Below are 10,151 nucleotides of genomic sequence, written 5' to 3'. Positions count from 1 at the left end.
TAGCGAAGCAATCCAGGGCCGCGCAAACCGCCCTGGATTGCTTCGCTACGCTCGCAATGACGAAAGAGGTGAGAAGAGGAGAGCTTACCGATACGCGATCTTCGCGGGCAGGCTCAGCCGGATCGAGGTGCCCTGTCCCGCCGCATTGGCGATCGCGAAGGCACCGCCCAGCCGCTCGATCCGCTCGCGCATGCCGGTGAGGCCGAAGTGTCCCTCGCGCCCACCGGCCGCGCGCACGTCTTCGGGCAGGCCGACGCCGTCGTCCACCACCCGCAGCGAAAGCCGGTCGCGGCCGTGGTGGATCTCCACCCGCACCATGCTCGCCCGGGCATGCTTGACCGCGTTGGCCAGCGCCTCGCCCACCGCGAGTTCCAGCTCCTCGGCGACCGGAGCGCCGACCAGCCGCTCGGGGCCGTCGACCTTGACCTCCCACGGCAGGGTATCGCCCACCACGCGCGCGGCGCAGGCGCGCAGGGTTTCGGCGATGCACTTGGGCTCGGCATCCTCGCGCAGGCCCCGCACGCGCTCGCGGCCGTGGAGCAGGACGTCGTCGGCACGCTCCAGCGCTTCCTCGATGGCGGTGTGGGCAGGGGTGCCCGGCGTCGTCAGGTGCAGCACCGTCTGGAAGCGCAGCATCAGGCCCTGGAAGCCCTGAAGCAGTGTATCGTGCAAGTCCTGCGCGATGCGCTCGCGTTCGGCGACGCGTTCCTCGATGCGGTCGCGCAGAGACTGCATGGCGGCGCGCATGCGCCAGCGAAACAGCGCGTAGCCACCCAGCACCGCCGCCGCCAGCACCGCAAGGCGGAACCACGCAGTCTGCCAGAAATGCGGGGCGATCACGAAAGTGGCGGTCGCTTCCCGCTTCGCCCACGGCCCGTCGCCGGTGGCGGCGGTGACGTGGAAACGGTAGGTGCCCGGACCGAGCCCTGCGTAATCAACGCGGCGACGGCCCTGTGCCTCCACCCAGTTCTCGTCCATCCCGTCGAGCCGGTAGCGATAGCGGTTGTTCTCCGCATCGGCGAGGCCGAGGCCGACGTAGGACAGGCTGACGCGCGTGGTGCCCGCAGGCAGGTGCGTGTTTGCAAGCGGATAGGCATGGCCGTCCACTTCCAGCGCGGTCACCGCGATCGGCATGTCGGCCTTGAGCGGGGCGATGCGCGAGGGGGCCACCTGCACCACTCCGGTGCTGGTGACGAACCACAGGCGTCCCTGCGCATCGACGGCGGCGTCGTTGGCGGAATAGGATTCGGTGCGTGCGCGGATCACGCCGCTCTGGCCGAAGCGGGCGAGCGGGATCGGCGTGCCGGGCTTCGCGAAGGCGGCATCGAAGTCAGCCTCGGCCACGCGGATGATGCCGCCTGACGAGATCAGCCAGTAATGCCCGGCGACGCGCACGATGCCCATCACCCCTGCCAGCCACGGATACGTCCGCGCGCTCAGTTGCTGCGCGCGGCGGCCGTCGTAGCGGGCAAGGCCCGCCTCGCCGCCGATCCATGTCTCGCCGTCCATCTGCTTGAGCATGCGCACGAAGCCAACGCCGCCCTTGCTGCCTGCGCCGTCGCCTTCGGGCCAGATGGACGTGGTCTTGCCGTCATGGACGCGGGCGAGCAGGCGCAGCGGCTGGTTGAAGATGAAGGTATTGGGTCCCGGCGCGATGAAGGTCGTCGCGGGCGGCAGGCTCTCGTCCTTGGTCCAGCGGGTGCCGTCGAGCCGGAACATGCCGGAGGCCGATACCGATTCCCACAGCCGCCCCTGCGGATCGGAGGCACAGGCCTGGGCGAACTGGCGCTCATGCTCCAGCGGGCCGACGATCCGCGTCGGGGTGGCGCCGCGCACGAGATATTCGTTCTTGTACGTGAGCACATAGGCGCCGACGCCCGAAACCGAGCAGACCTCGGAAACCAGCCCCGAACGCAGGATCAGCTGCGCCTTGCCGTCGACGATGCGGTAGAGGCCCTCGTCCCCGCCGATGTAGAGAGAGCCGTCCGGGCCGGTGGCGATGCCGGTGCGCACTCCCTTGATCGCGGCGTAGCGCACGACCGGGGTGCGTACGAAGCGGTGCAGGCCGTCCGGCGCGCCGCCCCAGATGGTGCCCTCGCCGTCGCGCATCAGGGTGAACATGCCGACGGGGTAGGTGTGCGCCTGTTTCATGCTCAGCGCGCCGCGCGGCACCGTCGCGAGGCCCGAGGCATTGCCGGCGATCCACAGCAGGTCGTCGTCGTCGAACAGCATCTCGCGCCATCCGTCGCCGCCGTTCAGCGGCTCGCCGAAACCGACGCCGGTTTCCGTGAAACCCTTCGCGGTCAGGCGCTGGAGGCCGTCGCTCGAATAGAACCACATCGCGCCGGTGCGGTCCTCGCGGAAGGCGGGGCCGAGGTTCATGAGCGCTGGGACCATCTCCAGCTTGCGGCTGCCGGGGGCCAGACGGCGCAAGTCGGGATTGGAGGCGATCCAGATGGCGCCGTTGCTCTGGCGGTACATGCGCAGCAGCGGGCCGTCGACGTCGATCACGTCCCAGCGGCCGTTCATCCAATGGCGCAGCTGCGAGCCGAAGCCGCTCCAGGTGGAAACCCAGATCGAGCCGTCGGGCGCGGCGATGATGTCGGTGATGCGCCCGCGCGGCTTTTCCGGGTTGGCGCCGCGCAAGTGCCCGTCCTTGAGCCGGGCGATGCCGCCGAAGGCATAGCCCGCCCACAGGCTGCCGTCCGGCCCCGCGGCCAGCGCGGTGACCTGCCGGGCGCGGAAGTTGTCGAAGTCCTCGGGCTCGACGCGCAGGAAGTTCAGCCCGTCGAACCGGTAGAGCCCGTCGCCCGAGCCGAGCCACAGGAAGCCGTCGCGGGTGCGGGCGATGGCGCGGATATCGGGCGGGGCGCCGTCCGCCAGCGACCAGTAGCGGCTGGCGTAGCCGGGGATCTCGGTGGCAGGCGACGCGAGCAGTGCAGGCGCGCAGAGGCTCGCGCCGACGAGGGCGGCGATGGCGCGGAAAAGCGGGCGGGCGACACGGACGGGACGCATCGCCCGCGCATTACATGGCGCTGCGCGCGCGACAAGGTAACCTTTCGTTTGTCTTTCCAAGGTTCGGCATTGTTTCGCTGTGCTTGCAATGACGCGGTGTCGTCAGGGACGATGCGGCACGGCGGAGGCCGGGTCGCGCAGGAACACCAGCGTCGCGCCCAGCACGATCGCGCCGGCCAGAGCCAGCGGCAGGGCCAGTCCGCCATGCATCAGCAGCAACGCGCCCACGGCGGCACCCGCGAAGATCGAGAGCACAGCGCCGATGCGACGCGCGAAGTTGGGCGTCTTGCCGCCCACATGATCCGCCGCGATGCCGGTGATGGTTAGGGTGAGCACGGTGGTCGTCAGGTCCGGCACCTTCAATTGGCGCACGGTCGCATTGCGCAGCCCCATCGCGAAGCCCGTGAGCGCGATCACGGCCATTACGGCCGCCTTCGGCGCCTGCGCGGCGACATCGACGTCGAGCGCGATCAGCGCCGCGATCCACAGCAGTGCGGCTTCGATCACCGCAGCCCACAGCAGCCAGCGGCCGAGCGCACGCTCGACATGCGCACGCGCGAGATGCCCGGCTCCCCATGCGCCGACCATGAAGGCGATCAGCGCCAGCACCGAGGGGATCACCTTGAACCCCGGCGTTCCCGCCGCCGCGAAGCCGAGGAACACGACATTGCCGGTCATGTTGGCGGTGAACACCTTGCCCAGTCCCAGCACCGAAGCTGCATCGACGAGGCCGGTGGTCGCGGACAGCAACAGCAGCAGGCACGGCAGCAGGGCGGATTTGCCGAGAGCGGAAACGGACGAAGCGGAAATAGGGGGCGGGGTAGACATGATGCGATCTCCTGAGTGATGCGGAAGGGTCTACCGGGCGAAGACCTGCTGGTTTATCCGAATAAATTGGTTCGTTACGTTCGAGGATCTGGAAAAGATCTCAGAACCGGAAATTGCTTTCGAGGCCCAGCATACGGATGGTCTTCGCGGTGCCGGTGTCGCGGATGAACGCGCCGGGCGCAAAGGCCGAGACCGACATCGACAGTTCCAATTCCGCCGTGGCCTGCCAGGCGAGGGTTGCCTCGACCTCCTTGCCGATGAAGCGGGCGCGGCTGTTCCCGGCCGCGCGGATCAGGTTGCCGGGGATGTCGTAGATGCCGTCGCTGCGCGACTGGCGCCAGTAGGCCGCAGCGGCCACTCCCGCCGAGACGATGGGGGTAAGCTGCAGGCCCAGTGCAGGGTGCAGGTTGACGATGTTGTAGGGGCCGACCGGCGAAAGTTCGCCGAAGTACTTGCCCTTGGGAAACAGCGCGTTGAACGTGCCGAGGCGATTGTCGCCGGGATGACGGTCGCCGCTGACCACGTTGGCGCGCAGCGTCAGGTCCGGCGAGAACGGCAGGTGCGGGAAGCCGCGCCCGAACTCCGAGCCCAAAGTCCAGGCCGAGATCGCGCCGCGGCGGGCGCCTTCGCCGAAGTGTCCGAACTGGTAAACGCCCTCGACGTTCCAGTGCCAGTCTCCGCGTACGGCGTGCCATCGCGCGCCGATGCTGTGACGCGTCTCACCGCCGCTGCGGTCTCCCCAATGGGCGGCGTCGTTGCGATAGCCGAGGTAGTAGAGATCCATCTCTGGCATCGCCGCATAGGCGCCCCACAAGGCCTTTTGCGAAAAGGTGCGGTCGTCGAAACTGCCTTTGCCCGGCTGGACCGGGCGCACGGCGAGCAGGCTGACTTTCGCGCTGCCGACCGCCACGTTGGCGCGCAAGCCGTCGAATGCGAGGGTGACGTTGGGGCCATAGCGAGTGCCGACCAGGCGCTCGCTGCCCAGCGACAGCATCTGTCGCCCGGCGCGCAGGGTGACGGGGCCGAGGTCGGCCTCGGCAAAGCCCTGCATCAGGTCCAGGCCAGTGCCGTCGGTCGGCCCGGGCGAGGGGGCGACGCTGATCGAGGTGGCGAAAACCGGCTGGACGAAGGCGCGCAGCTTGCCGACGTGCAGGTCGGCGTAAGGCAGGGCGCGCAGCCAGACATAGCCGTCGTTCGGCGCGGCGGCGCCGCCCCACAGGTTCTCGGCATAGTTCTCGTTACGGGCGCGAAGTTCGACGCCGGTAGAGAGCCAGGCCTCGCCACCTGCGATGTCGCCTAGCGGGATGTACTTGAACGGGCCGGTCCAATGGTGATCCCGCTTTTCGGCGCTTTCGAGGTCTGACCAGTCCTCGTCGTAGCGGGTCACGGTGAGGGTCGGGGCTTCCCATGCCTCCTTCGGCGCGGCCAGGGCGGTGTGGGGAAGAAGCGTGGCGAAGGGGAGCAACCATGCCAGCCGCCGTCGTCCCGGACTTGATCCGGGGCCGCTGGCCTGGCGGCGCTCACCAGGATGCGCGCACCGCAAAGGCGCGCCTGAAGACAGCCACCGGTCCCGGGTCGAGCCCGGAACGACGCACTTACGCATCGCCCTGCCCCCTGCGCGCCAGCACCGCGACCAGCACGAAACCGCCGACGAGGCCCATGTGCTCGAAGAAGGCGTTCATCGCGGCGAAGCGCTCGGGGCCGTCGGGCATGACCCAGAAGGCGTTCGCCACCAGCGCGGCGAAGAACGTGAACACGCCCAGCATCCCCGCGCCCAGCCAGACGAGACGGCCCGAAAGGATCAGGAGCGGGCCGACCAGTTCGACCGCGATGGTCAGCGCGGCCCACAGCGCGGGCGGGGTCAGGCCGAAGTGGGCCTGCTCCGCCAGCGCGGCGGGCCAGTCGCCCAGCTTGTCGATGCCGCCTACCAGGTAAGCGCTCACCAATGCGAGCCGGGCGAAGAAGGCGGTGGGGGTGAAGTCCAGCACTACCCCGATGATGGAAGGCGTGCGGTTCATCGGGGGCAGGCTCGCCATGGCTTACGCTCCCTGATGGATTTCGGCGATATAGCCGCCGGGGAAGCGCACGATGGCGGTCTGGCGCTTGTTGACTTCGCTGGGCGCGACGAGGGTTTCGACGCCTGCCGTCGTGGCCTTAGCCAGCGTGGCGGCAAGATCGCTCACGGCGTAGCCGGTCATGTCGCGACCATAGGGCCAGGGCAGTTGCCCGTCGGAGACAAAGACCGTCATCTTGCCGTAGCCGCTCTCGATGGAAACGCGGCGGATGGTCTTGCCCGGCTCGCCGATCTCGGCGCCCGAGGCGGCCTTGTCGTCGGCGGTGATCCTGCCGTGGGCGTAGCCGGTCCAGCTCTTCACAAAGGCGTCGGCGGCCTCAGGCGTCAGGTAGACGCGGTTTTCGGGCACACTGCTAACCGGTGCGTAGTTGGGCTTGGCGGTGTGCCAGTAGATCTGCATGTTCACGCCGCCCGGCCACTGCACCAAGGAATCGCGGCCGATCGGATCGGAGAAGGTGGCGATGCGGCGTACCGCGCCGTGCTTCACGGCAGAAGCCACCGCCGCGTCGATGTCGGTGACGAGGTAGCCGGTGCGCTCGTCGCCGAAGGGATAGGGTATCGGCGTCATGAAGCCGAACACCGAGACGGTTCCCGACGGGGTCAGCACCAGCTGCGATTTGGTGAGGCTCTTTGTGGGCGTCACCTGAAACTCGCCCTGCTTGCTGGTGGTGCCGCCGAAGGTCGCCGAGAAGCTGGAGACGAAGCTGTCGAACTGCTCCTGCGGCACGTAGACGTGGGTGGTGTCGTACTGCGGGCCAACCGAATAGTCGGCGGTTTCGGCGAAGGCTGGCGCGCTGCTGAGGACGGCGGCGGCGATCAGGAAGGTGAAGCGCTTCATCGGGGGCTCCTTGGAGGCGAGTTTCATCGTCGTCTGGAACCGGTGCGCCTGTGCTTCAGCGGCCGGTCCAGAACGGTTTAAGGCTTGATCGAACTCTCAACGATCCGAATAAAATCGTCCGGTCTGTTCGATATTCTGGAAAACTACGCTTCGGCTTAGACGGCCCAGCAGCCGCAGCCGAGCGATCCCCAGAACGTCTGGACATCGGCGGCGGGAACGTTGGCCCCGAGCGCAGCGGCATGGTCGTGGCCATGGACGCCGCAGCTGCTGGCGCAGCCGCAGGCCGAGGCCAGTTTCTGCTTCGCTTCAGGCGTCTGGTAATAGCCGCCGAAGGTGGCGACCGGCGACCAGTCCGGCATCGGGCGCGGCAGCTGCGGCGCGAGCGGGGCGAAGTCGCCGTCGCCGTGGACCACCTTGCCGCCCAGCATCGTCAGGATCGAGCGGATGTGGACGATCTCGTTGTCCGGCACCGCGAAGTAGTCGTCGGACAGCAGCGCGAGGTCGGCCAGCTGGCCCGCCTTGATCTGGCCCTTCTTGCCCACTTCGGTGGAGAACCATGTGTTCTCGTGCGTCCACATGCGCAGCGCCTTCTCGCGGCTGACGCGGTTGTCGCCGCGATACAGCGAAAGGCCGCCCACGGTGCGCCCTGTCACTAGCCAAGAGAGCGAAACCCACGGGTTGTAGCTGGCGACGCGGGTGGCGTCGGTGCCTGCGCCCACCGGGATGCCGGCGGCGATCATGCGGGCGATCGGCGGGGTGCGCTCGGCAGCCTTGGCGCCGTAGCGTTCGACGAAGTATTCGCCCTGATAGGCCATCCGGTGCTGCACGGCGATCCCGCCGCCGAGCGCCGCGATACGGTCGATATTGCGGTCGCTGATGGTTTCGGCGTGGTCGAAGAACCAGTTGATGCCCTGCAGCGGGATATCGGCGTTGACCTTCTCGTAGACGTCGAGCGCGCGGCCGATCGTCTCGTCATAGGTAGCGTGGAGGCGCCAGGGCCAGCGGTTTTCCGCCAGCAGGCGGATGACAGGTTCGAGGTCGCCTTCCATGCTTGGCGCCATGTCGGGGCGGGGCTGGCGGAAGTCCTCGAAGTCGGCGGCGGAATAGACGAGCATCTCGCCCGCGCCGTTGTGGCGATAGGTGTCGTCGCCCTGACCCGGCGTGACCTGCTTGGCCCACCCGGCGAAGTCGGCGAGTTCCTCCTTCGGCTTCTGGGTGAACAGGTTGTAGCTGATGCGGACGGTCAGCTGGTCGTCCTGATGCAACTTCTCGATGATGTCGTAGTCGTCGGGATAGTTCTGGAAGCCGCCGCCTGCGTCGATTACGCCGGTGACGCCCAGCGCGTTGACCTCGCGCATGAAGTGGCGGGTGGAATTGAGCTGGTATTCGGGCGGCAGCTTCGGCCCCTTGGCGAGCGTCGAATAGAGGATCGTCGCGTTGGGCTGGGCCAGCAGCAGGCCGGTGGGGTTGCCCTGGCTGTCGCGCACGATCTCGCCGCCCGGCGGGTTGGGCGTGTCCTTGGTGTAGCCCACCACGCGAAGGGCAGCGGCGTTGAGCAGCGCGCGGTCGTAGAGGTGGAGGATGAACACCGGCGTGTCAGGGGCGACGGCGTTGAGTTCCTGGATCGTGGGCAGGCGCTTTTCGGCGAACTGGTGCTCGGTGAAGCCGCCGACCACGCGCACCCACTGCGGGGCGGGGGTGTTGTCGACTTGCTTCTTGAGCATCGCCATCGCTTCGGACAGGCTGGTCACGCCGTCCCAGCGCAGCTCCATGTTGAAGTTGAGGCCGCCGCGGATGATGTGCATGTGGCTGTCGATCAGGCCGGGGATCAGGCGGTGCCCCTTGGCGTCGATCACAGTGGCTTCGGGCGCGGCGGCGCGCACTTCGGCCTCGCTGCCGACCGCGAGGAACTTGCCGTCGCGTAGAGCCACCGCTTCTGCCTGCGGGTTTTCACGGTCGAGGGTGGTCACCTTGGCGTTGATGATGATCGTGTCGGTCATTGTCTTGTCCTTGGTTCGACCCGCTCGGGCCGCGAGAGTTTGGGGCAGGAGCGACGCGGCGGCCGCTCCCAGAAACGTGTGGCGGCGCGAGATCATGCGTCGTGCTTATCGGCGTCGCCGGGCAGGCGGCCGAGGACGTGATCGCGGCACTCGGTCATGACGAACTGCGCGACGTTGTTTTTCGTCACGAACCGGCTCGCCAGCGGCACGATCTGCTCGCCGAGCAGGATTCCCAGCAGGCCGACCAGCGCGATCATCGGCGGCGCAGGCGAACGGACGCCGAGGAGACTGTAGACGACACCCACCAGCAACCCGGCGGCGATGGAGAGAAGGTAGGCTTTCATCGGAAGTCTCCTCGGACGTTTGTTCTTCGCTCCGGGTGTCCCTTGTTCCCGAGATGGCGTCTGTAGTTGGCCATCATGGAAAAAGCCGGAGCGAAGCCTGTTCGGATCAGCCCTGCACGAAGGCGAGCAGATCGGGGTTGATGGTGTCGGCGTTCACCGTGAGCATGCCGTGGGAGTAGCCCTCGTAGATCTTCAGCGTCGCGTTCGGCAGGATCTCGGCCTGCAGTACGCCCGCATTCTTGTACGGCACGACCTGGTCGTCATCGCCGTGCAGGACGAGGGTGGGGACGGTGATCGCGTTCAGGTCGTCGGTCTGGTCGGTCTCGGAGAAGGCCTTGATGCCGTCGTAATGGGCCTTGGCGCTGCCCATCATGCCCTGGCGCCACCAGTTGTCGATGACGGCTGGCTTCACGTCGGCGCCTTCGCGGTTGAAGCCATAGAACGGACCTGCAGCCACATCGCGGAAGAACTGCGCGCGATTGGCGGCAAGACCGGCGCGCAGGCCGTCGAACACCTCGATCGGCAACCCGCCCGGGTAGGCTTCGGTCTTGAGCATGATCGGCGGCACGGCGCTGACCAGCACGGCCTTGGCGACGCGGCCCTGCGGGATGCCGTAGCGCGCGACGTAGGCCGCCACTTCGCCGCCGCCGGTCGAGTGACCGATGTGGACGGCATTGCGAAGGTCGAGGTGTTCCATCACCGCGGCGGCGTCGGCGGCGTAGTGGTCCATGTCGTGCCCCTCGCTGACCTGCGCGGAGCGGCCGTGGCCACGGCGGTCATGGGCGACGACGCGGAAGCCCTTGGACAGGAAGTACAGCATCTGCGCATCCCAGTCGTCCGACGAGAGCGGCCAGCCGTGGTGGAAGACGATGGGCTGCGCGTCCTTCGCGCCCCAGTCCTTGTAGAAGATTTCGACGCCGTCAGTGGTGGTTACGTAGGCCATGATGCTGATCCTTCGGGTGAGAATTGGGCTTTGTACTGCGGGGGCTTCGACAAGCTCAGCCTGAGCGGGAACAGGACTGTACTATGAAACCGCTCAGGCTGAGCTTGTC

Annotated in this window: 8 protein-coding genes; all 8 read right to left on the bottom strand. The window is 67.6% G+C overall.

The annotated features are described in order from the left end of the window. Positions 1 to 84 precede the first annotated feature (84 nt). The 8 genes from ACYPYD_RS06830 to ACYPYD_RS06795 all read right to left on the bottom strand — a co-directional run bounded on the left by ACYPYD_RS06830 (position 85) and on the right by ACYPYD_RS06795 (position 10,042). Positions 85 to 3,015, bottom strand: a complete 2,931-nt coding sequence (locus ACYPYD_RS06830; RefSeq protein ID WP_459662571.1) for a sensor histidine kinase — start codon at positions 3,013 to 3,015, stop codon at positions 85 to 87. A 102-nt stretch (positions 3,016 to 3,117) separates the two neighbouring features. Next, positions 3,118 to 3,843, bottom strand: coding sequence for a YoaK family protein (locus tag ACYPYD_RS06825; RefSeq protein WP_459662570.1), 726 nt, complete (start codon positions 3,841 to 3,843; stop codon positions 3,118 to 3,120). Between the two features lie 100 nt (positions 3,844 to 3,943). Continuing rightward, positions 3,944 to 5,308: an alginate export family protein gene (locus tag ACYPYD_RS06820; RefSeq protein WP_211150867.1), complete on the bottom strand. Its 1,365-nt coding sequence runs from the start codon at positions 5,306 to 5,308 to the stop codon at positions 3,944 to 3,946. 130 nt (positions 5,309 to 5,438) lie between these two features. After that, a complete protein-coding gene (locus ACYPYD_RS06815; RefSeq protein ID WP_211150861.1) occupies positions 5,439 to 5,879 on the bottom strand; it encodes a DoxX family protein in 441 nt (146 codons plus the stop codon). A 3-nt stretch (positions 5,880 to 5,882) separates the two neighbouring features. Further along, the gene (locus tag ACYPYD_RS06810; protein ID WP_459662569.1) at positions 5,883 to 6,755 is read right to left on the bottom strand and encodes a glyoxalase; all 873 of its coding nucleotides are present in this window, start codon (positions 6,753 to 6,755) and stop codon (positions 5,883 to 5,885) included. A gap of 155 nt (positions 6,756 to 6,910) precedes the next feature. Then, positions 6,911 to 8,755, bottom strand: coding sequence for an amidohydrolase (locus tag ACYPYD_RS06805; RefSeq protein WP_211150859.1), 1,845 nt, complete (start codon positions 8,753 to 8,755; stop codon positions 6,911 to 6,913). A gap of 92 nt (positions 8,756 to 8,847) precedes the next feature. Next, positions 8,848 to 9,099: a DUF1427 family protein gene (locus ACYPYD_RS06800; RefSeq protein WP_008831612.1), complete on the bottom strand. Its 252-nt coding sequence runs from the start codon at positions 9,097 to 9,099 to the stop codon at positions 8,848 to 8,850. Between the two features lie 106 nt (positions 9,100 to 9,205). After that, a complete protein-coding gene (locus ACYPYD_RS06795; protein ID WP_211150858.1) occupies positions 9,206 to 10,042 on the bottom strand; it encodes an alpha/beta fold hydrolase in 837 nt (278 codons plus the stop codon). Positions 10,043 to 10,151: the final 109 nt, after the last annotated feature.

Source organism: Novosphingobium sp. 11B (assembly GCF_054589055.1).
This window is presented reverse-complemented; position numbering and strand designations above follow the sequence as displayed.

Excerpts from the sequence above, each read along its gene's own strand:
- ACYPYD_RS06830 (WP_459662571.1), bottom strand. The coding sequence starts at position 3,015 with ATGCGTCCCGTCCGTGTCGCCCGCCCGCTTTTCCGCGCCATCGCCGCC.
- ACYPYD_RS06825 (WP_459662570.1), bottom strand. The coding sequence starts at position 3,843 with ATGTCTACCCCGCCCCCTATTTCCGCTTCGTCCGTTTCCGCTCTCGGC.
- ACYPYD_RS06815 (WP_211150861.1), bottom strand. The coding sequence starts at position 5,879 with ATGGCGAGCCTGCCCCCGATGAACCGCACGCCTTCCATCATCGGGGTA.
- ACYPYD_RS06810 (WP_459662569.1), bottom strand. The coding sequence starts at position 6,755 with ATGAAGCGCTTCACCTTCCTGATCGCCGCCGCCGTCCTCAGCAGCGCG.
- ACYPYD_RS06805 (WP_211150859.1), bottom strand. The coding sequence starts at position 8,755 with ATGACCGACACGATCATCATCAACGCCAAGGTGACCACCCTCGACCGT.
- ACYPYD_RS06800 (WP_008831612.1), bottom strand. The coding sequence starts at position 9,099 with ATGAAAGCCTACCTTCTCTCCATCGCCGCCGGGTTGCTGGTGGGTGTC.
- ACYPYD_RS06795 (WP_211150858.1), bottom strand. The coding sequence starts at position 10,042 with ATGGCCTACGTAACCACCACTGACGGCGTCGAAATCTTCTACAAGGAC.